This is a genomic window from Barnesiella intestinihominis YIT 11860 (genome assembly GCF_000296465.1).
Classification (GTDB): Bacteria; Bacteroidota; Bacteroidia; order Bacteroidales; family Barnesiellaceae; genus Barnesiella; species Barnesiella intestinihominis.
This window is the reverse complement of record NZ_JH815204.1, coordinates 471,821-494,764: the sequence shown is the minus strand read 5'-3', so window position 1 is coordinate 494,764 and position 22,944 is coordinate 471,821. Positions and strand designations below refer to the sequence as shown.

At 43.2% G+C, this 22,944-nt stretch carries 23 protein-coding genes; 12 read left to right on the top strand and 11 right to left on the bottom strand.

The window, feature by feature from the left end; genetic code table 11:
• The first annotated feature begins 246 nt into the window (after positions 1-246).
• On the top strand, positions 247-861 hold the full coding sequence (locus HMPREF9448_RS06875; protein ID WP_008861865.1) for a porin family protein: 615 nt from the start codon (positions 247-249) through the stop codon (positions 859-861).
• A gap of 66 nt (positions 862-927) precedes the next feature.
• Here the strand turns inward: HMPREF9448_RS06875 and HMPREF9448_RS06870 are convergent, their stop codons facing one another.
• From HMPREF9448_RS06870 to HMPREF9448_RS06840, 7 genes are all read right to left on the bottom strand, one after another.
• The gene (locus tag HMPREF9448_RS06870) at positions 928-1,299 is read right to left on the bottom strand and encodes a heavy-metal-associated domain-containing protein (RefSeq protein WP_008861864.1); all 372 of its coding nucleotides are present in this window, start codon (positions 1,297-1,299) and stop codon (positions 928-930) included.
• 36 nt (positions 1,300-1,335) lie between these two features.
• The gene (locus HMPREF9448_RS06865) at positions 1,336-3,546 is read right to left on the bottom strand and encodes a TonB-dependent receptor plug domain-containing protein (protein WP_040296099.1); all 2,211 of its coding nucleotides are present in this window, start codon (positions 3,544-3,546) and stop codon (positions 1,336-1,338) included.
• 103 nt (positions 3,547-3,649) lie between these two features.
• A complete protein-coding gene (locus tag HMPREF9448_RS06860; protein WP_008861862.1) occupies positions 3,650-4,093 on the bottom strand; it encodes a hypothetical protein in 444 nt (147 codons plus the stop codon).
• A 63-nt stretch (positions 4,094-4,156) separates the two neighbouring features.
• Complete coding sequence (locus HMPREF9448_RS06855) at positions 4,157-5,209, bottom strand: GNAT family N-acetyltransferase (protein WP_008861861.1); 1,053 nt, start codon at positions 5,207-5,209, stop codon at positions 4,157-4,159.
• Positions 5,210-5,363: 154 nt separating this feature from the next.
• Positions 5,364-5,924: a protein adenylyltransferase Fic gene (gene fic, locus HMPREF9448_RS06850; RefSeq protein ID WP_008861860.1), complete on the bottom strand. Its 561-nt coding sequence runs from the start codon at positions 5,922-5,924 to the stop codon at positions 5,364-5,366.
• A 114-nt stretch (positions 5,925-6,038) separates the two neighbouring features.
• The gene (locus HMPREF9448_RS06845) at positions 6,039-7,388 is read right to left on the bottom strand and encodes a DEAD/DEAH box helicase (protein WP_008861859.1); all 1,350 of its coding nucleotides are present in this window, start codon (positions 7,386-7,388) and stop codon (positions 6,039-6,041) included.
• Between the two features lie 236 nt (positions 7,389-7,624).
• Entirely contained in the window at positions 7,625-9,142 is a 1,518-nt protein-coding gene (locus tag HMPREF9448_RS06840) for a DUF4301 family protein (RefSeq protein WP_008861858.1), read from the bottom strand.
• A gap of 123 nt (positions 9,143-9,265) precedes the next feature.
• On the opposite strand from HMPREF9448_RS06840, the gene HMPREF9448_RS06835 reads away from it, so the two are divergent.
• Genes HMPREF9448_RS06835 through HMPREF9448_RS06825 form a run of 3 tightly spaced genes read left to right on the top strand, consistent with a single transcriptional unit; the run spans position 9,266 to position 12,922 of the window.
• Positions 9,266-11,479, top strand: a complete 2,214-nt coding sequence (locus HMPREF9448_RS06835) for a RelA/SpoT family protein (protein WP_008861857.1) — start codon at positions 9,266-9,268, stop codon at positions 11,477-11,479.
• A 33-nt stretch (positions 11,480-11,512) separates the two neighbouring features.
• Entirely contained in the window at positions 11,513-12,373 is an 861-nt protein-coding gene (locus HMPREF9448_RS06830; RefSeq protein WP_008861856.1) for a hypothetical protein, read from the top strand.
• A gap of 27 nt (positions 12,374-12,400) precedes the next feature.
• Positions 12,401-12,922 (top strand): GNAT family N-acetyltransferase, encoded by a 522-nt coding sequence (locus HMPREF9448_RS06825; RefSeq protein WP_008861855.1) that lies wholly within the window; start codon positions 12,401-12,403, stop codon positions 12,920-12,922.
• A gap of 15 nt (positions 12,923-12,937) precedes the next feature.
• Here the strand turns inward: HMPREF9448_RS06825 and HMPREF9448_RS06820 are convergent, their stop codons facing one another.
• From HMPREF9448_RS06820 to HMPREF9448_RS06805, 4 genes are all read right to left on the bottom strand, one after another.
• Complete coding sequence (locus HMPREF9448_RS06820) at positions 12,938-13,951, bottom strand: alpha/beta hydrolase (protein WP_157260362.1); 1,014 nt, start codon at positions 13,949-13,951, stop codon at positions 12,938-12,940.
• 23 nt (positions 13,952-13,974) lie between these two features.
• Positions 13,975-14,430, bottom strand: a complete 456-nt coding sequence (locus tag HMPREF9448_RS06815; protein ID WP_008861853.1) for a MarR family winged helix-turn-helix transcriptional regulator — start codon at positions 14,428-14,430, stop codon at positions 13,975-13,977.
• 560 nt (positions 14,431-14,990) lie between these two features.
• Entirely contained in the window at positions 14,991-16,196 is a 1,206-nt protein-coding gene (locus tag HMPREF9448_RS06810) for an L-serine ammonia-lyase (protein WP_040296097.1), read from the bottom strand.
• 233 nt (positions 16,197-16,429) lie between these two features.
• Positions 16,430-16,867: a hypothetical protein gene (locus HMPREF9448_RS06805; RefSeq protein WP_008861851.1), complete on the bottom strand. Its 438-nt coding sequence runs from the start codon at positions 16,865-16,867 to the stop codon at positions 16,430-16,432.
• 296 nt (positions 16,868-17,163) lie between these two features.
• On the opposite strand from HMPREF9448_RS06805, the gene HMPREF9448_RS06800 reads away from it, so the two are divergent.
• From HMPREF9448_RS06800 to HMPREF9448_RS06765, 8 genes are all read left to right on the top strand, one after another.
• The gene (locus tag HMPREF9448_RS06800; RefSeq protein ID WP_008861850.1) at positions 17,164-17,592 is read left to right on the top strand and encodes an Hsp20/alpha crystallin family protein; all 429 of its coding nucleotides are present in this window, start codon (positions 17,164-17,166) and stop codon (positions 17,590-17,592) included.
• A gap of 461 nt (positions 17,593-18,053) precedes the next feature.
• A complete protein-coding gene (araJ, locus tag HMPREF9448_RS06795; RefSeq protein WP_008861849.1) occupies positions 18,054-19,205 on the top strand; it encodes an MFS transporter AraJ in 1,152 nt (383 codons plus the stop codon).
• A gap of 341 nt (positions 19,206-19,546) precedes the next feature.
• The gene (rpsF, locus tag HMPREF9448_RS06790) at positions 19,547-19,900 is read left to right on the top strand and encodes a 30S ribosomal protein S6 (RefSeq protein WP_008861847.1); all 354 of its coding nucleotides are present in this window, start codon (positions 19,547-19,549) and stop codon (positions 19,898-19,900) included.
• Between the two features lie 3 nt (positions 19,901-19,903).
• Entirely contained in the window at positions 19,904-20,173 is a 270-nt protein-coding gene (gene rpsR / locus HMPREF9448_RS06785) for a 30S ribosomal protein S18 (RefSeq protein ID WP_008861846.1), read from the top strand.
• A 22-nt stretch (positions 20,174-20,195) separates the two neighbouring features.
• Positions 20,196-20,639: a 50S ribosomal protein L9 gene (gene rplI, locus HMPREF9448_RS06780; RefSeq protein WP_008861845.1), complete on the top strand. Its 444-nt coding sequence runs from the start codon at positions 20,196-20,198 to the stop codon at positions 20,637-20,639.
• 136 nt (positions 20,640-20,775) lie between these two features.
• The gene (locus tag HMPREF9448_RS06775) at positions 20,776-21,708 is read left to right on the top strand and encodes a helix-turn-helix transcriptional regulator (RefSeq protein WP_040296020.1); all 933 of its coding nucleotides are present in this window, start codon (positions 20,776-20,778) and stop codon (positions 21,706-21,708) included.
• A gap of 104 nt (positions 21,709-21,812) precedes the next feature.
• Positions 21,813-22,301 (top strand): hypothetical protein, encoded by a 489-nt coding sequence (locus HMPREF9448_RS06770; RefSeq protein ID WP_008861843.1) that lies wholly within the window; start codon positions 21,813-21,815, stop codon positions 22,299-22,301.
• 47 nt (positions 22,302-22,348) lie between these two features.
• Positions 22,349-22,834, top strand: a complete 486-nt coding sequence (locus tag HMPREF9448_RS06765) for a GIY-YIG nuclease family protein (RefSeq protein WP_008861842.1) — start codon at positions 22,349-22,351, stop codon at positions 22,832-22,834.
• Positions 22,835-22,944: the final 110 nt, after the last annotated feature.

Here is a 22,944-nt window from a genome sequence, read left to right as displayed (position 1 = left end):
GAGATAAAACAGACATACCCGCCGTTCAATCAAATACATCTTTTTACATTTATGCAAATATAACAAAAGCGAATATAAAATATATCATGTATATTTGTAGATATCTAAACATGTAAACATGAAACTCATATATTTTATTGTCTGTATCTCATTACTTTTTCTAGTATCTTGCAACTCTCAAAAATGGGAAGAAAAGAAACAGCTATCGACGATTCCCGTATCGAACAATATAAATAAGGAAAAACTATGAAAAAATATTTCCTGATAATATGTATTGCATTCATACCCGTTTCTATTCAAGCCCAATGGAGTTTGGGTGGAAAAGCCGGAATCAACTGGTCGACAATCAATTATCCATGGAGTAAATTGGGAGACCACGCAGACTATTTATCCGGTTTTCAAGGTGGAATTATCGCAACTTACCAATTCAACAACTACTTCGATATGCAAGCCGAACTATTCTACTCTGCCAGAGGATATACGGACGATGAATTTTACCTTACCGATGAAAGCGGAGCTGTCATCAGCAATACCTACACATGCAGAACCCACTATCTAGATATTCCCGTATTGGTAAAGTTCTTTCCCTGTAACGGACTAAACGTGCAATTCGGCCCTCAATTAGGTATAGGACTTTCCCTCTCGGACAAATGGAAAGGAATAAATAACGACGACTACTCCATATACCGGGATTCGGCTGTCGATTTCAGCCTTGCTTTCGGATTAGGTTACGAATTTAACTTCGGAGTATTCGTAGACGCCCGTTATACACTGGGTCTTACCAAAACCATCAGAGAAGTCGTTAAAGGTTTTCAAGGGCGTAATATAAGCCTCGCTGTCGGTTATCGCGTCTACCTTTAAGTAGACAAAAGGTGTTCGCCACACAGGACAAACACCCTTATCATCGATCGAATAATTTCCGGAACCTTACTTGGAAGGAGTACAGCACTCTTCCGTTTCCTCTGGGCAAGTAGTCTTTTCTGGACAAGTACTTTTTCCGCCCTCTTTTTTCTCTGTCACAAGGACTGCCGAATACTTGATTTTGGCAAACCCTTTAATAAGAGCTTCGACAGTCGTCTTATCGGCATCGTATTTCACGGTAACCGTTTTATCGCCGAGGTCGGTCACAATCTCCTTCACCCCTTTCTCAAAGCGGAGATTGTTCTTGATCTTCGTCTCGCAATTATTGCAATGCATTTCGGGAGTTGTCTTGAAAACTACTGTTTTAATATCTTTCCCGAAAGCCGTCGTCGCACAAAACAACGCGGCTACTAACCATAAAATTTTTACCTGTTTCATTTTTCACATACATTTTTATAATTCATATACTTAAATCTATAATCTCTCCCAGTTAAACCGAACCCCTACATAATAAACAGCCCCATGCATAGGTCCCCAAGTAAGTGTGGAATCAAAATTACTTCCCCACGGATTAGAAGCATCTATAATCGGATTTTTTTGTTTGAACCCGGTAAGATTTTCACCGCCGACATATATCGACCAATGCCTGAAATAACGAGTCACTTGAACATTCAACTGTTCATACGCCTTATACCGGCTATTCCACGCAGGAATCCCCTGTTCCAACATGTAGGATTGCGGTAGTCTGCCTCCCCCGTTCAACTGCAAAGTTACATCGAATTGCCAAATACCCAAAGGAGTTTGATACGAAGCTGTCAGTAGTCCTTTATATCGACCGACGAACGGACGTTCCCTCAACACACCTCCATAAGTAGTCTTGACATCGGTCAAACGATAAGCAGCCGTCAAAGTAAAACCTTTGAAAAACGGATAACTCGCTTCCGCCTGAAACGTATGTGAATAAGACTTCCCCTTTAATTGGGTAAAATGTACCTCATGAGGGTTACTATCCATATCCACGACCATTTGACGAAGGAAATCGGTATAATAATATTCCAAATTCAAGTTTAGAGTCTTATGGAACAGCGGAATGTAAAGAGCCGCGCTGACACCATAATTCCAAGCCTCTTCCATATCCAAATCGGGATCTATCACGACTCGTCTGCTACTGGCCAGCAAATAATTATTCTCGGCTAAGGCATGAGTGGCCCGGTATCCTTTCCCGGCAGAAGCCCTAAGATTGAAAATCTCGTTAGGAGCCCATTTGACATGAGCACGTGGTGTTACGAAAGTTCCGTATACACTGCTGTAATCTGCACGTAATCCGGCCATAATCATGAGTTTGTCATTCCAGTTATATGTATATTGCACATACGCCCCCGGTACGATCTCTTTATCCCTTGCACCCAAAGTATCAAACGTATGTGACAATTTATAACTCTGGTCATAATCGTCATAATTAAGACTTAAACCGGTTGAAAGACTATTCCGTTTATCGAACTCTGTTTCGAACATCAGCGACGCATACCCGTTCCATTGGTCCACATCATATAATTTATACCCGTAACCGGCATCTTGACGATGTAAAGAACCCGATAAAATCAAAGCGACATTGGTATTTTTCTCCTTATCGAAAATATAGGCATTTTTGGTAAAAGCCTCATATCGTTCCGTTCGAATATCTATATCGTACCGAGGCATTCCGTCCGTCGCTCGATAAGAACGCATTTGTCCTCCCGTACGATCTTCCATGAGAGCCTTTATCCCGGCTTGAAACACATAACGGTCTCCCATATAAGCCCATCTGTTTTGAAAATTATATTGTTCTACCCGGGGGAAATCCATAAAACCGTCGTCGTTGGAATCGTGCGCCATGAGATTGTTTTCATAATGAGCCAATAACGCCGTGCTCACCCTCTGATTCAAATGAATATTGCCATCGAAATTAGCCTCTATCTTAGCTAACGAATTGGCAAACAAATTGGCCGAAACCGACTCGGTTGTCTGTGGCTTTTTAAATTCCACATTGATTTGTCCGGTAATCGATTCATAGCCGTTTTTAACCGACGAAGCACCCTTCGAGACTTGAATACTCTGCATCCACGGACCGGGAATGTAGCCCAATGCATAAGGAGAAGCAACACCCCTATAATTAGGAATATTCTCTGCAAGCATTTGTACATAAGTCCCCGAAAGCCCCAACAACTTAATCTGCTTAGCACCGGTCGCCGCATCAGAATAACTGACATCGACCGAAGGATTCGTTGTAAAACTCTCTCCCAGATTACAACAAGCAGCCCGAGAAAGCTCGGCCGTGGAAATCATGTCCTGATTCAATATCCCAGCTCGTATCTTCATAGTGCCCATACGTCGAGCCGAAACTTGAACCTCGTCCATCACCGCACCGTCCTGTAAAACAATCTCCCAAACGGTATCGACCCTGTCGATATGTATCGTATCACTGCGATATCCTACAAAACGGACAACCAGCTTATCGCTCGTCCCCGTTTCAGGTAAGCTGAATTTACCCGACTCCCCTGTCGTAGTTCCTGTCGTAGTTCCCAACCAGAAGACATTCGCCCCGATAATCGGTTCTCCGGCTATATCTTTTACAATCCCTCGTACTTGGGAAAAAGCCGAAGACAAACTACCTAATAAAAAAAGTGGAAATATTAAATATCTTATCATCTTTTTAATCCGATTATATAATAAAACAGTCCTATATCACATAAGACAAAAATTTCACGAAAGGGCACATTCCCTTCCCTCCAATTACATATATCGGATTTTAAATCAAAAGTATAGCGATTTGTTTTAGATAATCCCGCGGTGGCGGCATATAGGAAGTAGTTATATACTTTACAACAGAAGTGACAGGAGCGAATATGACCGACCAAAACGAATAGGTCAAATCGATTGTCCCCTGTATCCCCCAATCTGTCCCGGTAGGAATGTCTACGATCGGTAAATTCAGTTTTTCTACTTTCACATGTTTACAAAAAGGAGAATGTCCTTTCGTAGCGTGCTTGTCTGCTATACCGCCGGTTTTACAACAATCATTACGACTCTCCGAAGAATAACGATCGGAAAGGAGATTTACTTCTTGCGTACCGGAATTTTGCAAACAAAAACAATGTGTCTGGCAACAGCGGACAATAGAAATTCCTCCACTGGTGAGGAGAACCACCACTGCAAGAAATATCGATACTATTGCATAACCGAAACTTTTCATACCTTTTTCAACAAGCAAAAATAAGCACAAAAAATCAAGAGAAGAAAAAAATAACTCTTTTTATCAATCGAGCATCAAACTCATATATGGACGTACCGAAGGAAAATCCAACAATGACGATAGTTTCGAACCGCCGAATACAATTTCTGCCAACTCCATTATATCGATATCAAAATCACACGGATTTGTCACGCCCTCGTAACACTCACCTTCCTCCACAAGAAAAACACCGTTATTAACCGGCAATAAAGAATCGTGCACTCTAAATACTCGTCTCAATGAACGATTATTCTTTGCGACCGCTTCGAGTACCCTCCGAACGTCCACAATGCGAATCATTCCCATAAGAACCGCCGACCCATTCTCCGACGTCGGCTCCGTAAAGACTCGAAGAGAATATCCGGGAAACGCCGACTGAACCTCATGCAGCATAGCCTCTTTTGCCTCGGTATTTATCGCCAACAACTCCTTCACAAAAACCGCATCATCTCCGGGAACGACAAATGCCAATGCCGAAAGCCGATTCTGCGAATCGGCTAATGCGACCACATCTCCGCCGTCCAAATAAATATTGTCGCAAATCACATTGAAATCCTCCCGTCCATGTTGTATGCAACACGAACGTCGCCTCATTTGCTCATCGAAAAACCGATAAAGCTCGTCCATCGACATAGCTACCCGATGATATCCGTCTCCATAAAATCGATGCGCCGATGAAAAATTGAGTTCCTGACGGAAAAATACAGAAGCATAACCCTTCGAAGCATAATAATCATAAAGCCACGATTCAGCCGGAATTAATGCCGAAAGCGGGATATTACGAGACCTCATAATCTCGAACGACTCTTTCAATAAACGTCCCATCAATCCCCTATTGCGATACTCCGGTCTCGTGGCAGCTCCTGAAATATAACTTACATCGAGTGAAGTCTCGCCGAAACTTATGCAATAAGGTAACATCTGTAACGCAGTAGTCACCTTTCCCCCCTTTTCAAAACAGATGGTATTCTCGTCCCGGTATAAATTGTCGAACAGGAGATTCACAAATCGTTCGTCATCATGGAAACAAAGTTGCCACAACTCTTTTACTTTCGTTTTTTTCTCCAAAGTATCCATTCCAATCTATCTTAATAATAGGAAACAATCAAATATGACATACAGTTTCCGAATTGAAAGGAGCAAACAACAACGTATTTACTATTTTAAATTATCATTGTCACTATAACAGAAGAAGTCAAAATGTTTCCATCTTTGTAGATAAATTTGAATATTATTTTCTGCTATATCCCTCATAATAATAAGACTGTTCAATTCCTTTGAAGATAACGGTTCGATCATCTACCTTATCAGTCAAAGCAGGTTGTAACAATACTCGTAATTCTAAATCGTTAATAGGGCTGCGTTCCATAGCTTGGAGATAAAGGTCTTTATCTATCGTTTGCCAATCAACGACTTTACCAAGATTCTTTTTTAGAATCAAATCCAGCCAGATGCGAGTAGCACGCCCGTTACCTTCCATGAACGGATGGGCAATATTCATTTCTACATATTTAGCTATAATTTCCTCAAAAGTACTTTCTGGCATCTTTTCTATTACAGGGAGAATAACTTCTAAGTACAGACTATTCGCAAAACGAAACCCACCTTTTGCAATATTCAAATTCCGTATCTTACCAGCAAAATCGTACAATCCTTCAAAAAGAGACCTATGGATTTGACACAGACCTTTTATTGTTCCCACCTCTATTTTGTCGATATCTCCGGATTCAAATAGAAATTGCGCTTTTTGCAAGCTCTGTTCATCTATACTTTGAGCCTTACTACATTCCATAAATATGAATTTAGAAGTTAGTTATTCAATATTTCCACAAGAAAAAGTCAAATACTACAAAAGAACCTCACTCGTTCTAATAATAGTCAAAAACTTATAATTAACCCCTTACAACTATTGTTCCACACCACCCGATTGTTTCCCAGACGACTTGGAACGACCATGATGCCTTTCGGGTTTTCTTGAAATTTCGGTACTCTGTGAACCTCGATTGTTCTTTTTAGGCTTCCTCTTACCGCCCTTTCCGTAATTTTTAGCACCGGTTCCGCCTCTCTTACCGCCTCGATTTCGTTGACCTCCCCGACCTTGTTTGGGAGAATAAATCGGAGCATCGCCCAACCCTTCGGGCAATTCCCGTTTAGGAATATCATACCCCAAAAACAATTCGATTCGATGGAATTTGCCTTGTTCTTTTTCCGACACGAACGTAATGGCTGTACCGTCGGCATTGGCTCGGGCCGTGCGACCGATACGATGAATGTAATCCTCCGGGTCATGCGGTACGTCATAATTAATGACCAATCCTATTTGATCGATATCGATACCTCTGGAAATAACATCGGTTGCCACCAAAATATCGATTTTATTATTTTTAAAATCAAGCATGACCGATTCGCGCTCCGATTGCTCCAAGTCTGAGTGCATCGCCTCTACCTTATATTTTTTTCGTTTCAAGGAAAATGCCAACTCTTTTACTTTCTGTTTCGAAGAAGAGAAAACGATCGTTTTCGTTCCGGTCGGTTCCTTGAAAAGCCAATCGACGATTCCCATCTTCTGACTCTCATAACAGACATAAGCCGACTGGTCTATGGCCTCGTTCGGTTTCGAGATAGCCACATTGACCTCTACCGGTTCGTTCATGATATTCTTGGCTAACTGCCTAATCTTGGGAGGCATAGTCGCCGAAAACATGACCGTTTGACGATTCTCGGGCAATTTTTTACCTATTTTCATAATATCGTCATAAAAACCCATGTCGAGCATCCGGTCGGCCTCATCGAGAATAAAACACTCCACTCCCGAAAAATCGATATTCGAGATATTCAAATGAGAGATAAGTCGTCCCGGTGTGGCGATAATAATGTCCGCACCCATCGTTAACCCCCGCTTTTGCTGGTCCCATGAAGCGCCGTCTCCCCCACCCGAAACCACAACAGTAGAAATAGGAAGAAAATAGGAAAATCCCTCGAACTGCATGTCGATCTGTTGCGCCAACTCCCTCGTAGGAGCGACAATCACAGCACGCACTCTATCTCCGTCGCCCTGCTTTTCTGTAAGCAGATTCAGTAATGGCAGTATATAGGCGGCCGTCTTTCCCGTACCGGTTTGAGCACAAGCTATTAAATCTCTTTTTTGCAATATCACAGGAATGGTTTGTTCCTGAACAGGAGTCGCCTCCTTAAAATTCATGGCATCCAGCCCTCGCATAACATCTTCGGACAATCCGAACTCTTCAAACGTCATATTTTCTATTCTTGTTTTTCTTTTTTACTTAACGAATAGCCGAAGAATAAAAATCGGTTAGATTTCATACCCCACTATTCTCATCAATCATATGCAATGGCAATACAGGCCAGAGGTATAAACAAAATTCTATTGGGTCCATACCACGGCGATGCTTATCCTCGCAAGTGCAAAGTTACAAAAAAAGGCGATATACCACTGCATATCGCCCTCTATTCCATGCCGAATCCCACACCCTACTGATGCTGCGGACGGAGTAAATCGTTAACGGTCTTGACCGGATTGAACGTCTCTGCGGGAACCTCCACAAAAACAGTACTCCAATCGCTCATGGCCCCGTTCCAAAGTCCCGGTAATTCAAGAGCTTTCAGCTCTCTGCCATTCTTCGATTTAAGCGAAATAAAACCGGTATTTTTATCTACGTATTTCGGCAAATCATATTTCTCTCCCTTATTATCCCTCACGGCACAAACCAAATCTACCGGATTAAAATGAGTACCCGACTCGAACTGTTCCTTAGCATCTGGATTCGACATATCTATTTGGGAACTCTCCAAAATCTGCAAAGATGTGGTTCCGTCCTGATTATAAGCAATAAAGGGCCCCCCGCCGGGTTCTCCGGAATTGCGAACCATTCCGCATACACGAATCGGACGATTCAACTTCCGCAACAAATACAAAGCTAGCTCCGCATCCTCCAAATGTTTGGTTTCCTCATTTCTGACGAAAAGCTTTTTATGCAAAAACTGTATCATTTCCCGTAAATCGTCGATCGTGTATTTCCCGCTTTTCAACATGGTAATATAACGGTTTATCTCCGTTTGTAACGATACCAGCACCCCTCCGATGATTTTCTTAAACCGCACGGTCGGCTCTTTCAGTCTGTCGGGCACTACATTATCTATATTTTTTACGAATATGATTTCGGCATCTATGTCGTTCAGATTCTCGATTAAAGCCCCATGTCCCCCCGGACGGAACAACGGCCTACCATTCTCTCGGAACGGCTCGTTATTCGCATCGACCGCAATAGTATCGGTAGAAGGCTTTTGCTCGGAAAAACTAATATGATAACGTACACCATAACGTCGCTCATAATCCACTTTCTTCTTGGCTACTAATGCTTTAAAATCGGCAAGGTGCTCATGAGATACCGTAAAATGAATATTGACCTCCCCGTCGGAACTGGCGGCATAAAGAGCTCCCTCCGTCAAATGTTCCTCCATAGCCGTACGGTTATTCGTCGCATAACGATGGAATTTCAATAACCCTTTCGGCAAAGAACCATAATTCAAGCCCTTCGCTTCGAGCAGATTGGACACCACCGCTTTGTAATTGCCCGATTCTATCAAATCGGTTATGCTCCTTCCTTCATTCTTCAAACAGGCTTCGTCAAGATCGGAGTAAAAAGCAAAATGTTCGATCGAATTGAAAAATTTCTTTTCGAAATCAGTTTGTGGTTCACTGTAATCGGCAGAAAGGAATGCGAACAAATCTTTGAACATACGACTCGCAGCACCCGATGCCGGAACAAACTTCACGACCTTATGATTATCTTTCAAGTAACCTTCCCACAAATCGAGATAATATTGCGTTTGCTGTTCGTCAAGCGATAAGATACCGTTCCCGACAGAAGCAGAAGATAATATCCTTAAAAAAGGAAATCCGCTTTTAAACGAGACCAACTGCTCCTCAACCGTATGTACGTCAATACCTTTTTCGGCAAACAAATCTAAATCTTCCGGTGTAAACATAGCTTGTAATGAATAATGAATTTTAATTCCGTTCCCAAAACTACAAAAAGCTCTAAAAAAAAGCGCATTTTTACCCACAAAAATATATATTTGAGACAGAATTTTTGAAAACAGTCGCACCTTATGCCCGAAAAAAGCTATTTTACACTCGACGAAAAAGAAAATGTCCTATCGGTCTATCGGCAACTGTTACGCAATAGTCGCCCGGTTCTAAGAGTCGAAGACTTCAACCGCATGCGTCGCCTCATTTCCGAAGCCGTCGAAACAGGGCACTATCAGCGAAACAAACAAGGAATAAATCCGGTTGTCCGTAATCTGAATACTGCGCTCATCTTATGCGACAGGGTAGGATTAGAACGCAGTATGCTTATTTCGGTTCTACTTTTCAACTTGGTCGTCAGCGAATTCCTCACTATCGAAACCGTAAAAAAAGAATTCGGGGACGACATAGCCCAGCTCATTCGGGGTCTCATTAAATCGAACAGCTTGTATGCCAAACAGGCTGCCGTCGAAAGCGAGAATTTCCGCAAACTGTTACTATCGTTCGCCGAAGATATACGAGTTATCATCATCATGATCGCCGACCGGCTTTGCGTCATGAAAATGATAAACCACCACCCCAACGAAAAATACCGTTATGACATCGCCTGTGAAGCCTCCTATCTTTATGCTCCACTGGCGCACCGATTGGGACTATACTCCATAAAATCGGAACTGGAAGACCTCTCCCTGAAATACACCAATCGGGAAATCTACGACCAGATAGCCCACAAGCTCAACGAAACCAAGAGGAACAGGGATAAATACATCATGGAATTTATCCAACCGGTAAAACAAAAACTCGAAGCCGAAGGTCTACATTTCGAAATCAAGGGCCGCACGAAATCCATCTTTTCCATCTGGAATAAGATGAAGAAACAAAAAGCCGATTTGGAAGACATTTACGACCTGTTTGCCATTCGTGTCATACTGGAAACTCCCCTCGAACAGGAAAAGGCAGACTGTTGGAAGGTATATTCGATCGTTACCGATATGTACCAGCCCAACCCCAAGCGAATGAAGGACTGGCTTTCCATTCCCAAATCGAACGGATACGAATCGTTACACATCACTGTGCTGGGACCGAAACAACGCTGGGTAGAGGTACAAATACGTACCCGGCGAATGGACGAAATAGCCGAACGAGGACTTGCCGCCCACTGGAAATACAAAGGAATTAAAAGCGAGAACGGGCTGGACGATTGGATGAACAATGTGCGCGAAGTACTCGAAGCGGCCGGAAACGGTGGAGCTTTGGAACTCATGCGCGATTTCAAAATGGATCTCTACGACAAAGAGGTATTCGTATTCACTCCGAAAGGAGACCTATACAAATTGCCTTTGGGAGCCACGTTACTGGACTTCGCATTCCTCATTCACACCGGGTTAGGCTGCAAATGTGTCGGCGGCAAGGTAAACGGAAAGATCGAAACCATAAAATATAAACTGAAAAGCGGCGATACGATCGAAGTACTTACCTCTCCCAACCAGACCCCGAAACAAGACTGGCTCAACATAGCCGCAACATCGAAAGGGCGGGTAAAGATAAAGCAAGCCCTGAACGAACAGCAGAATAAAGCGGCGGAATATGGGAAAGAGCTTTTGCAAAGACGATTCAAAAACCGCAAAATAGAGATGGAAGACGGTGTAATGATGCGCCTTATAAAAAAAATGGGCTATAAGACCGTCACCGATTTTTACAACGAATTGGCCGATGAACATATCGACGTCAATCGCGTAATCGACCTTTATCTCGAAATCGATAAAAAAGAAAACGAAGAGCAATACGAAACTCGTACGGCAGAAGAATTTACTTTACAAAAAGAACCCGACGAATCGAAAGAAGACGAGCTCGTCATAGGCGGCGATGTCAAAGGTATCGACTATAAATTGGCCAAATGCTGCAACCCCATTTACGGCGACGAAATCTTTGGATTTGTCTCCACGGAAGGAACTATCAAGATACACCGTAAAGATTGTCCGAACGCACGGCACATATACAGTCGTTACCGTTACAGAGTAGTCAATGCCCGCTGGTCGGGCAAAATGGGGTCCAAATACGTCACCGTCCTGCGAGTTATCGGAAACGACGATATCGGTATCGTAACGAACATTACATCGATTATTTCAAAAGAGAAAAACATATATATGAGAGGCATCTCGATCGACTCGAACGACGGCCTTTTTCAAGGGCATATCACCGTCACGGTCGATGACATCTCCTCCCTCAACAGTCTGATGAAAAAGCTCAAAACCGTTAAGGGGGTCAAAGATGTACAGAGAGGGTCTATTAGATAGAATTAAACATCAAATACAATACACCGATCAATTATGGCTAAATATCTTTACTTTTGGATATGCTCCTGTGCGATAGTATTATTCTCCTGCGGAGATAATAGTAATGAAGCTAACGCTCAATATGAAAAAGCTCGGAAGTTATTCGAAAACGGTCAATACGCCAATGCTAAAAATGCTATCGACAGTATCGAATTATTATACCCCAAAGCCTTCAAACAGATAAAAGCGGGTATGTTGCTCATGTGCCGCGTAAAACAAAAAGAAAGCGAGCAAAACCTGCTTTATATAGACAGTGTACTCAAAGTGAGACAAACCGAACTCGAAGTAGCCAAGAAAAACTTCCGGTTCGAAAAAGACGCCAAATACCAAACGGAAGGGAATTATATATATAAGAAACTTCCCAAACAAGCCGCGATAAATCGTAGCCAATTGAAAGTTTTGGTCACAGAAAACGGACAAATGCAGTTGGCAAGCGTATATTACGGAAGCACACCGATAAAACACAGTTCCATACGGGCGACGCTCCCGGACAAAAGTAAAGCCGAAACTCTCGTTATCGGGTACGACGGAGCCAATAATTACCGGTTCACCAACGACGACAAATATACCGAAATCGTGACATACAAAGACGGTCAATGTTCTGCCGTCGCAGCACTCATAGCGAATAATACGAGTAAAAAAATAACCCTCACTTACTTGGGTGGAAACCGATATACTCTATCGCTCGACCCCGTCACTCGCGAAGCCGTTAAAGCGACCCGTGAGCTCGCCAACCTCATGAAAAATGTCGATGACCTCAAACGAGAATATCAACTGAACGTACGCACACTCGAACTCGCAGACAAACAAGTCTTACAGTTGGAAAAACAGCAATCCGAACAGAATGCCGAATAACAACGTCTTTAACCGGAGACCGGTGAAATGAGAATGATATTAGAAACCCGGAGATTAATTCTTAGAGAGTTATGCCCGAACGACTTTCATGAAGTTTGTAAACTCTTACAAGACAACGAGGTGATGTACGCCTACGAAGGCGCATTCAACGACACAGAAGTCCGGGAATGGTTAGACCGACAAATAAAGAGATATGCCGAAGACAAAGTCGGTTTATGGGGGGCCGTTCTTAAAGAAAACGGAGAACTCATCGGACAATGTGGCATCACTATGCAATCATACAGAGAACAAACCGTTCCCGAAATAGGCTATCTCCTTCGCAAAAATTTCTGGCACAAAGGGTATGCTACCGAAGCCGCACGATCATGTGCCGACTATGCCTCCCACATTTTGGGTATAAAACGCATTTACTCCATTATCCGCGACAATAACCTTCCTTCGCAAGGAGTCGCAAAACGAATCGGTATGACGCCCGGCGATACCATCGTAAAACACTACCGAGGCATCGATATGCCCCACATCGTATTTTCGATGACTCTCGGAGAATAAACGAACTTTGGGGGATCATTCGTTCAATCCATTGCTCCGAAGCCAACGAAACATCTCGGAATAAGCAGCTTGACGAGCCGAAGGTTTCGAAAGTACGAGATCGTGCATTCCTTCCTGAACCTCAAACTCTGTGACTTTTGGTCCCAACATGCGACCATAGCGGGCAATATCCTTTACATCGAGTACGGCATCTCCCGATTGATGTTGAGGCGTCCATTTATTTCCGTCCACCGATTGACTCGAATACATCAACAAAACGGGACAGGGAATATGCAACCCTTTATGAATTTGATTGTGACCGCGATGTATCGCCCGTATCCATGCCGAAGAAACAGGCGGAGATACCTTAAATTTCAAGTCGGTATCATAATTCCATTCCCCATGATGATCTTTTAGTAAACTCTCGGCATAAGCGGTAGAGTTTCCCTGACTTATCTTTGTTCCTTTAAACCAACGCCCCCAAGCCGACACGATAGGAACCAGAATCTTCTCATAGAACCAATTCATATTCATGTCGAGAAACGGACTGTTCAAAATGAGTCCCTGTACCGGCAAGTCGTTACGATGAGCCTCACAATAAAGCGATGTTATCAATCCTCCCGTCGAATGAGCCATCAACACAATGTCGGTATTTCCCTCCTCTCGAATAAGAGTCAGAGCCGTATCTATATCGGCAAAATATTCTTGTAAATCTCGAACCTCGAACGGCGTTTGTTCCGGCAATAACGAGCGTCCGTATTTTCTCAAATCTACTGCATAGAAATTAAAGCAGGAATCGTTAAACGTCCGAGCCAGCGTTTCCTGAAAGAAATAATCGTTATATCCGTGCACGTAAAGCACCGCTTTATGCGTGTCGCACGACGACAAACTCCGAACAAGAGTTGTCACTACCTTTCCGCTGTAATCGTCCGGCATGGCAATAGTTTTCGCTTCGAAACCTTCTCCCAAACGATCGGGCTTGTATTGCGCGAAAGAACAAATCGTCCCTGCCGAAAGCCATACAACTATAAAAATGAATATATGCCTCATATATTTAATCATGACAGATTTTCTTAATCCTCCAACGAATTTTTCAAATTACCGAAAACTTTGGTCAACATTCTCCCGGCCATCTCGACTTCTCTATCCGAAAAGCCGTCCAACGCCGTTCTCATAATAGCCGTCACCAAAGGCTTCGTAGCCACCTCCAACTCCCGACCTTTATCTGTAAGATGAATCAAATTGATACGCCGGTCTTTCACGCCCGGAGAACGGACGACAAGCTGTTGCTTTTCCAAATTATCTATTAGCCGGGTCATGCTCGGTTTGTCTTTAAATGTAACATTACACAATTCCTGCTGAGTCACTCCGTCCCGCGACCATAAATAATACAATACAGTCCATTGTTCGGGAGTTATATCGATAGACAATTTTCGAAAACTACGATATAATTTCCGATTAATCGCAGCTGACAATTTACCGCTCATCAAAGCGAACACCATTTCTATATTCAGTTCAGAAAAGTTCATATATTAATCATTGCTTAAACAACTACAAATATAAAGTAACTTCACCATAAAAACAAATTCACCTCCCTTTTTGCTCACTCTCCGAGAAAAGGGAATGTATTTAACCTCCTGACATATCTATTAATCCTTCCGTCACTTGGTGTGTGTGTAACCCTTTCACCCCTTTATTGTAGAGCAATATAGTGGTAAAACCAAAGAAACATTTCTTTAACCCCTCCGGCCTGCGGCCACTTCCCCTATATTTTACGTTGCAAAACACAGGGGAGGAGTGTAAAAATTTTCCAGCAACATCGCTCTTTTGTTGTTTTAACCCATCTGTCTCTTAGTGTACCTTACCCCTTCTCTCTTGTGTTGCATAGCAATATAGTAGTGAAACCGAAGAAATGGTAATTTCTAAGGAGAGGGGTTGGAAATATAAAAGGGCAATCCCTACTGATTTCCTACTGAGCCAAAAACAGCTAAGGGGGAGACAAGAACATAGGCACAAGCAGGCGACCGGGAATCGACTGATCGAGGCTTGTCCCGATCGAAATTTCCAGAGTGATTTACAAATCTGTTTTTTACATCTGTTCGTAATCTTTGGCAAGGCCACCCTCCCCGGTCTCCTTGTACAAAGATGGCAAATCGTGCCCAGTTTGTTTCATTACAGCCACCACCTTGTCGAACGATACACGATGATTCCCATCGGTAAAAGCCGAATAGATATTAGCATCCAAAGCCCTCGCCGCAGCATAGGCATTCCGTTCGATACAAGGTATCTGTACCAATCCGCACACCGGATCGCAAGTCATACCCAAATGATGTTCCAGCCCCATTTCGGCGGCATACTCGATTTGTGCGGGACTACCGCCAAATAACTGGCTGGCTGCCGCCGAAGCCATAGCACATGCCACTCCCACTTCGCCTTGACACCCCACTTCGGCTCCCGATATAGAAGCATTTTGCTTCACGATATTCCCCACCAAACCGGCGGTCGCCAACGCTCTTAAAATGCGGGTATCGCTGAATTCCCTACTCTTTTGCAAATGGTACAATACCGCCGGCACGACTCCACAGGATCCGCAAGTGGGTGCGGTTACAATACGCCCGCCCGATGCATTCTCTTCACTCACGGCCAACGCATAGGCAAATACCAATCCCCGACTTTTCAAACTGTCTTTATAACCCTTCGCCTTTATATAATAAGAAGAGGCTTTCCGCCGTAAATTCAACGGACCGGGCAATACACCCTCCTGGTCGAGCCCTCGTTCGATAGCCTCGCGCATAGTCGACCACACCTCGGCCAAATAGTCCCAAATATCGTGGTCTTCGCATTCCTGCACATATTCCCAATAACTGCGCCCCGTCCGTTCACACCAAGAGAGAATCTGAGTCATACTATTCATTTCGTACAATTCCGGTGTCTCGTCGAAAGGCTTCCCTTCTTCGGCCAAAGCCCCTCCTCCCACGCTGAACACGGTCCATTCGTCGGTCACTTCACCCGAACTATTTTTCGAGCGAAAAGTCATGCCGTTCGGGTGAAACGGCAGAAATACCGACGGTTTCCACACAATTTCGACCGTGGCATGAGGTTGAAGGGTATCGAGAATCGCTACATCGGTCAAGTGCCCTTTTCCCGTAGCGGCAAGACTACCGTACAGAATGACCTCGAACGCCACAGCCTCAGGGTGGCGGTTCAAAAATATTTCGGAAGCCTTTCTCGGCCCCATTGTATGACTACTCGAAGGGCCATACCCTATGCGATATATCTCTCGTATCGTTTTCATCGTTCCGTAAAATTGTAGAGTCCATGCAAGCAAAGGGAACAGAACCGAATTCCATTTTCCCGCCGAGCCCGGCCTGCTTTCACAATATACGCAAAGATAGTGCAAATGAGGGCAAAAGCAAGCTCGCTTGACTTTGCCGAATGCAGCCTATTTTCGCATCCTGCGCAAAGATAGCTCAAACAATTTTCAAAACAACCTTACCGAATAGAAATTTGCGCCTTTTCATCTGCAATCTATTTTCGATGCGATTTTCCACGAGTCGTAACCGATTTTATTTTCAATCCGTTAGGTAGATTTCGCACTACCGCCGACCGGGAAGGTACAGCCATCATATTCTCTGCCCCCGAACGAGCAGAAACACAAGGCATAGTTTTCCCCGACAGTACATTGACACACTCCGACTCTCCCTCTTTGTTCCGGAAAACTTCTCCTGATCCCCCGTTTTCTACGGGAGCAGACTCTACGGCCGGTTCTTTCGGTTCATATTTACGGGCATAGCGTTCGAGCGTGTTGATACTGCTCATGAGAGCTTTCACTTCTTGGGTTTGCTCTATGATATCGAGTTCGAGCAATTGGGCGTAATAACGCAACAACACTCGATTTCTCAATAATTCTATTTGCATACGGCTCTCCGCCAGTTCCCGGACAAATTGTTGTTCTTGTATTTCCATATTCTTCTCTTTTTTGAGCAAAAGTATAATCACACCATAACCGATTTATGGCATAATCGAAAAAACTATGACTTACCTATCGATTCCCGGCGTCTTCCCCTGCCCGAAAAAAGTGACAATAATTACTCTATGGAATAATTTTGTCCACTTTGGATAACTACTGTCATACATACCCGAACAATAAACCTCGAAAAATATATTGGCACGTCGTTTGCAAATATCCGAATGACGTCGGTTATCGAAAGAGCCGAAGTCAAAGAAAAGATTAAACAACTTAAAAATAGGAGATTAAAACTATGTTACCCACAAGAAAAAATCAAGGTTGGTTACCGAGTATCTTCAATGATTTTTTCGATAACGATTGGATGGAAAAAGCTAATGCAACGGCTCCGGCAATCAATGTGGTAGAGCATGAAAACGACTACTGCATTGAAGTGGCGGCTCCGGGTATGACAAAAGACGATTTTCAAATCCACATCGATGACAATGACAATCTCGTTATCACGATGGAAAAGAAAAGCGAAAATAAGGAAGAAAGAAAAAAAGAGCACTATCTGCGTCGTGAATTTTCTTATTCCAAATTCCAACAGACAATGATATTGCCCGATAACGTAGACAAAAACAAGATAGCGGCTCACGTCGAACACGGTGTTCTGTCTGTCGAACTTCCTAAATTACCCGTTCAAAGTAATGACGGAGTCGTAAAAACAATCGAGGTCAAATAATGTAAATCTGGCTCATTGAAACTGCAAATCCTTGTTGAAGAAGGATTTGCAGTTTTTTTTGCAATATCTTCATTTCAATAAGAAGCTGTTTTAAATTTATTCCGAGACAGATTGAGACCTATGTTGAAGCAGATCGGAGTTCGAGATAGGCAGTCAATAGCGGGCTATTGACAAAAATCAAGGGATTCAAGATGCCAGATAGGGGCTCAATATGGCCGGAACATACCTACTTGCAATGATAATATTATTTCTCTATAAATTTAAAACAGCTTCTAAATACTACACGACAGATACTATCTGTTCGCATTTAAAAAAAGATGCCAAAAAATTTAGTCTCTCACGAAAAAAATAAGTCGATTATTTTGGACAAAACAGTCTTATTCACGTCCTTTGCACCCGATTTTTTCAGAAGGTCCGCGAAAATCACGCGGCCTCACTGCTCAATAGGTAATTAAATAGAAATGAAAAAGAGTCTTATCGCACTGGCATTCGGCACATTAGGATTAGGTATAGCCGAATTTGTCATGATGGCTATACTGCCTTATGTAGCAGCCGATCTGCACATCAGTATCCCGACCGCCGGACACTTGATTTCGGCCTATGCTCTCGGTGTTTGCGCAGGAGCGCCCATGCTTACCCTCGCCCGTAAACTCCCGTTAAAAAATATTTTGTTAGGATTGGTGGCGATCATGATGGTAGGAAACATCTTCGCCTCACTGTCGCCCAACTACTGGACTATGCTTGTCGCCCGATTCATATCGGGGTTACCACATGGAGCCTATTTCGGCGTTGCATCGGTTGTCGCGGAGAAACTTGCCGACAAGGGAAAAGGCTCCGAGGCAGTCTCTATCATGATTGCCGGCATGACCATCGCCAACCTGTTCGGAGTCCCGTTAGGAACATCGCTCAGCACGTTATTATCGTGGAGACTCACATTCATGCTGGTAGGAGTATGGGGTATCATCATACTTTATTACATCTGGAAATGGGTTCCCCAAGTCGAAGGACTACCCGATACAGGGTTCAAAGGGCAATTCCGTTTCTTGAAAACCGGAGCCCCGTGGCTTATTTTGGGAGCTACCATGTTGGGAAACGGAGGCGTATTTTGTTGGTATAGCTACATAAATCCCCTCCTTACGAAAGTTTCCGGATTTTCCACAGAAAGCATTACCCTATTGATGGTATTGGCCGGATTCGGTATGGTAGTCGGGAATCTCTTGGGCGGGAAGTTGTCCGACAAATATACTCCCGGACGTGTAGCCGCCTCTACCCAATTCATACTCTTTATGGCATTATTAGGCATTTTCTTCGTAGCCCATATCAACTGGCTCACAGCCCTGCTCATGTGCCTTTGTACAGCCGGGCTATTCGCTGTGTCGAGTCCTCAACAAATCTCTATCATTCACTTTGCCAAAGGAGGCGAGTTACTGGGAGCAGCCTGTATACAAGTGGCTTTCAATCTCGGCAATGCCATCGGCGCATATATCGGAGGTCTACCCCTGCAAGCCGGACTGGGATATCAATATCCCGCCCTGATAGGAGCGCCCCTCGCCTTCGTCGGGTTTATCCTCCTCACGCTGTTTTACAAAAAATACGAGCCGAAGAAGATGTGATACTAAAACCACAGAATATGCAAAATACAGTAGAAGCTGTTTTAAATTTATTCCGAGACAGATTGAGACCTATGTTGAAGCAGATCGGAGTCCGAGATAGGCAGTCAATAGCGGGCTATTGACAAAAATCAAGGAATTCAAGATGCGAGACAGGGGCGCAATATGGCCGGAACATACCTGCCTGCAATGATAATATTATTTCTCAATAAATTTAAAACAGCTTCTAAGAGTGAATGTTCCCTCAAAAAACGAGTATAAATCATTGCATAATTACAAAATAATACCTACCTTTGCCCCCGCAAATAAAAAACATTATACTAATTACGTTAAACTAAACGAGTATGAATCATTACGAAACCGTTTTCATCTTAACTCCCGTTTTGTCTGATGTACAGATGAAGGAAGCGGTAGAAAAATTCAAAACGATTCTCACCGAACAAGGCGCAGTAATCGTGAATGAAGAAAACTGGGGATTGCGCAAACTCGCCTATCCTATCCAAAAAAAGACCACCGGGTTCTACACCCTGTTGGAATTCGACGCCGAACCTTCTGTCATCGCTAAATTGGAAATCCAATTCCGTCGTGACGAACGTGTAATCCGTTTCTTGACATTCAGAATGGATAAATTTGCAGCCGAATACGCAGCAAAGAGAAGAAGTGTTAAATCGTCTAACAAAGAAGTAAAGGAGAACTAAAAAATGGCACAAGCACAATCTGAAATCAGATATTTGACCCCTCCCTCGGTCGACATCAAAAAGAAAAAATACTGCCGTTTCAAGAAAAACGGTATCAAATATATCGATTACAAAGATCCCGAATTCCTAAAAAAATTCTTGAACGAACAAGGTAAGATCCTGCCCCGTCGTATCACAGGAACTTCGTTGAAATTTCAACGTCGTATTGCACAAGCTGTGAAAAGAGCCCGTCACTTGGCGCTGCTCCCTTATGTAACTGATATGATGAAATAATTAAACGAAGGAGGAATTTAGCATGCAAGTAATATTGAAAGAAGATGTCGCTAACCTCGGTTACAAAGACGATGTCGTTACAGTGAAAAGCGGATATGGTCGCAACTACCTTATCCCGCAAGGAAAAGCAGTGATCGCTTCTCCTTCTGCATTGAAAGTTCGCGAAGAAGATTTGAAACAACGCGCTCACAAGCTCGAAAAGATCAAAGCCGATGCTTTGGCTTTGGCTGCCGCTCTCGAAGGCGTGTCTCTTACCATCGGTGCTAAAACTAGCTCGACCGGTACGATCTTCGGTTCTGTAAACAACATTCAGATTGCCGAAGCACTCGAAAAATTGGGACATATCGTAGACCGCAAACAAATCGTTATTAAAGATACGGTTAAAGAAGTGGGTAACTACAAAGCTATCGTGAAACTTCACAAAGAAGTCAGCGTAGAAATCCCCTTCGAAGTCGTTGCCGAATAATCATCGAAACTTCTTATAGTAAGAACGCCCGATTTTGTCGGGCGTTCTTCTTTTTAAATTCCCACTTATTTATCAACACGACACGTTTTGTCGTTCTGCATCATTATATTTGCACAAGAAGCAAAAACAAACAGATATGGCAAAACTCAGTCAAATACGACGCTTGGCGATACTCATCAACAAACTATCGGCAGTTCGATACGTCCCGACAGACGCACTCGTCGCACACGTAGAGAATACCCTCGCCCTATACGACAACAAAGATTCGAACTATTCGCAACGAACCATGCAGCGCGATTTCGGACTTATCGACGAAATGTTCGGCATAGTCATTCGTAACGACAAATCACGAGGATACTACATTGCCGAACTCGACAAGATGACCGACAACTACAAAGAACTACTGCTCAACTTCGAACTGCTCAGTTCTATCAATACCGACAGTGTTTTGCAAAAATACGTCCTCGCCGAGCATCGCCAGAACGCCATACGGCACGAACTCATCGCTCCCCTCCTAAAAGCGATACGAAAAAGGAATCCCATTGAATTTGACTACACCTTAGTACGCCATAACGGAAAAATCGTTCACAAACGGCTCATGCCCCATTTCTTGAAAGAATCGCAATACCGATGGTATCTCATCGGCTACGACACCGACAGCAAACTGAAATCGTTCGGAGTGGACCGTATCTCGGCGATAAATATTCTCGAAGATACACAATTTCTCCGTGACGAACACATAGATATCCCCTCCCTCTTTCGGGAAAGTTACGGGATATGGAACAATCCCGAAGACCCGGTCGAGGATATCATACTCAAATACGACTCGGTCGATGGAGCTTTCGTGAAAACACTACCCCTGCATCACTCGCAACAACTACTCTCCGAAGACGAAACAGGTATCACCGTCAAACTGCGATTGCGCATTACCAACGACTTCGTCATGGAACTGCTTTCCCGCAGCCGATCGGTCGAGGTAATCGCGCCACACACCTTGCGCACTCGCCTATACGATACGCTGCGACAAGCCGCCGAACGAAACAAACCTATTGAAACAGAGTGCAACTAAGTACTGAAAATCATTAACGATACGAATAAAATACCGAATAAAATACAATACCCCAAGACTTGTTATTACAAATCACCCAGACATTCTACACTAAAATTATCGTTATGGGAAATATCGAAAAAATCATACAGGCAATAGATATTCAGCTTATACAAAAAAACAAGCCTTATATGCTTTTAGCGGAAGCTAATCGTTTACTTACCTTTACCCGTTTAATCGCTGATAACAAAGCCTTGAAAAAAATAGTAGAATCAGGACTGATTCCTCACGCCTATCAAACGCAAAAATCTCCAAAACAATGGAAAATCCCTTTATCAGAAAAAGGGAAGGCGGAAAAAGAAAAATTGGATAGACAGAATAAACAAAGAGCGAAGGAAAACCAACATACAATCCAAACACAAATCTCAGACCAACCAACTCTTTGTTGCCCGTTTTGTGGATATACTGGTATAATTCCGGAACAGTTTCGTTCGGAGCCATGCTTAATATGTCCAAAATACCAAGCAAGAAATGGATTTGGAGGAATGAACAACGAAAATCAAATATTTTATCTCGATGAAAACGAGAATCTAATAGGATATATGAATTATTAAAACAAACTTAACTACAAATATCATGAAACAAATTAAATGATATATCTATGAAATTCAACACTATCGATGATTTGAAAGCCTCCGGTTTCGAGGGATTCATTCCAGTGGCTCAACTGCAAACCGACAGTACGGCAATACCCCGAACAGCAGGAGTGTATATGGTTGTCTATACAGGGGAAAATATACCCGAGTTTCTCCCCTGCGGTACAGGAGGATTCTTTAAAGGGAAAGACCCCAATGTGTCGATAACCGAGTTGGAAACCAACTGGGTAAAAAATACTTGTGTGGTCTACATCGGAAAAGCCGGAACAACCCTCCGAAAACGATTAAATCAATATCTGAAATTCGGGAATAGACAAAATATAGGGCACTGGGGCGGCCGATACATTTGGCAAATAAAAAATTCCGGCAATTTGCTGTTGTGCTGGAAACCTACTCCCGACGAAGATCCCGAAACGGTCGAAACCGCACTCATCGCCCGATTCAAAGAACAGCGCGGGGGACACAGACCATTCGCCAATCTCAAAGATTAAAGGCAGAGGGGATCTCTATGTAGAGTCAAGGCAGAAGTTCTATTTTGCCTTGATTCCCATTTTTAGACAAATTACATACTTGCAATATGAAAAAATCTCATTACTACGAC

What these genes read in the sequence shown, in the direction of transcription:
- HMPREF9448_RS06875 (WP_008861865.1), top strand. Translation starts at nt 247, where the DNA reads ATGAAAAAATATTTCCTGATAATATGTATTGCATTCATACCCGTTTCT.
- HMPREF9448_RS06870 (WP_008861864.1), bottom strand. Translation starts at nt 1,299, where the DNA reads ATGAAACAGGTAAAAATTTTATGGTTAGTAGCCGCGTTGTTTTGTGCG.
- HMPREF9448_RS06860 (WP_008861862.1), bottom strand. Translation starts at nt 4,093, where the DNA reads ATGAAAAGTTTCGGTTATGCAATAGTATCGATATTTCTTGCAGTGGTG.
- HMPREF9448_RS06855 (WP_008861861.1), bottom strand. Translation starts at nt 5,209, where the DNA reads ATGGATACTTTGGAGAAAAAAACGAAAGTAAAAGAGTTGTGGCAACTT.
- fic (WP_008861860.1), bottom strand. Translation starts at nt 5,924, where the DNA reads ATGGAATGTAGTAAGGCTCAAAGTATAGATGAACAGAGCTTGCAAAAA.
- HMPREF9448_RS06845 (WP_008861859.1), bottom strand. Translation starts at nt 7,388, where the DNA reads ATGACGTTTGAAGAGTTCGGATTGTCCGAAGATGTTATGCGAGGGCTG.
- HMPREF9448_RS06840 (WP_008861858.1), bottom strand. Translation starts at nt 9,142, where the DNA reads ATGTTTACACCGGAAGATTTAGATTTGTTTGCCGAAAAAGGTATTGAC.
- HMPREF9448_RS06835 (WP_008861857.1), top strand. Translation starts at nt 9,266, where the DNA reads ATGCCCGAAAAAAGCTATTTTACACTCGACGAAAAAGAAAATGTCCTA.
- HMPREF9448_RS06830 (WP_008861856.1), top strand. Translation starts at nt 11,513, where the DNA reads ATGGCTAAATATCTTTACTTTTGGATATGCTCCTGTGCGATAGTATTA.
- HMPREF9448_RS06825 (WP_008861855.1), top strand. Translation starts at nt 12,401, where the DNA reads ATGAGAATGATATTAGAAACCCGGAGATTAATTCTTAGAGAGTTATGC.
- HMPREF9448_RS06820 (WP_157260362.1), bottom strand. Translation starts at nt 13,951, where the DNA reads ATGAGGCATATATTCATTTTTATAGTTGTATGGCTTTCGGCAGGGACG.
- HMPREF9448_RS06815 (WP_008861853.1), bottom strand. Translation starts at nt 14,430, where the DNA reads ATGAACTTTTCTGAACTGAATATAGAAATGGTGTTCGCTTTGATGAGC.
- HMPREF9448_RS06810 (WP_040296097.1), bottom strand. Translation starts at nt 16,196, where the DNA reads ATGAAAACGATACGAGAGATATATCGCATAGGGTATGGCCCTTCGAGT.
- HMPREF9448_RS06805 (WP_008861851.1), bottom strand. Translation starts at nt 16,867, where the DNA reads ATGGAAATACAAGAACAACAATTTGTCCGGGAACTGGCGGAGAGCCGT.
- HMPREF9448_RS06800 (WP_008861850.1), top strand. Translation starts at nt 17,164, where the DNA reads ATGTTACCCACAAGAAAAAATCAAGGTTGGTTACCGAGTATCTTCAAT.
- araJ (WP_008861849.1), top strand. Translation starts at nt 18,054, where the DNA reads ATGAAAAAGAGTCTTATCGCACTGGCATTCGGCACATTAGGATTAGGT.
- rpsF (WP_008861847.1), top strand. Translation starts at nt 19,547, where the DNA reads ATGAATCATTACGAAACCGTTTTCATCTTAACTCCCGTTTTGTCTGAT.
- rpsR (WP_008861846.1), top strand. Translation starts at nt 19,904, where the DNA reads ATGGCACAAGCACAATCTGAAATCAGATATTTGACCCCTCCCTCGGTC.
- rplI (WP_008861845.1), top strand. Translation starts at nt 20,196, where the DNA reads ATGCAAGTAATATTGAAAGAAGATGTCGCTAACCTCGGTTACAAAGAC.
- HMPREF9448_RS06775 (WP_040296020.1), top strand. Translation starts at nt 20,776, where the DNA reads ATGGCAAAACTCAGTCAAATACGACGCTTGGCGATACTCATCAACAAA.
- HMPREF9448_RS06770 (WP_008861843.1), top strand. Translation starts at nt 21,813, where the DNA reads ATGGGAAATATCGAAAAAATCATACAGGCAATAGATATTCAGCTTATA.
- HMPREF9448_RS06765 (WP_008861842.1), top strand. Translation starts at nt 22,349, where the DNA reads ATGAAATTCAACACTATCGATGATTTGAAAGCCTCCGGTTTCGAGGGA.